The sequence below is a fragment of the Pseudomonas sp. 3A(2025) genome (assembly GCF_054589175.1).
On the sequence record NZ_BAAILM010000092.1, the window covers coordinates 1 to 253 of the forward strand.

Genomic DNA, 253 nt, shown 5'->3' on the forward strand with positions numbered 1-253 from the left:
GGCTCCCACTGCTTGTACGCATACGGTTTCAGGATCTATTTCACTCCCCTCTCCGGGGTTCTTTTCGCCTTTCCCTCACGGTACTGGTTCACTATCGGTCAGTCAGTAGTATTTAGCCTTGGAGGATGGTCCCCCCATGTTCAGACAAGGTTTCTCGTGCCCCGTCCTACTCGATTTCATGACAAGGAGATTTTCGCGTACGGGGCTATCACCCACTATGGCCGCACTTTCCAGAGCGTTCCGCTAATCTCCA

At 53.0% G+C, this 253-nt stretch carries 1 rRNA gene; it reads right to left on the reverse strand.

Annotated features, from left to right (window positions below):
- Nucleotides 1-253, reverse strand: a 23S ribosomal RNA gene (locus tag ACYP2A_RS23315); the annotation flags it as partial.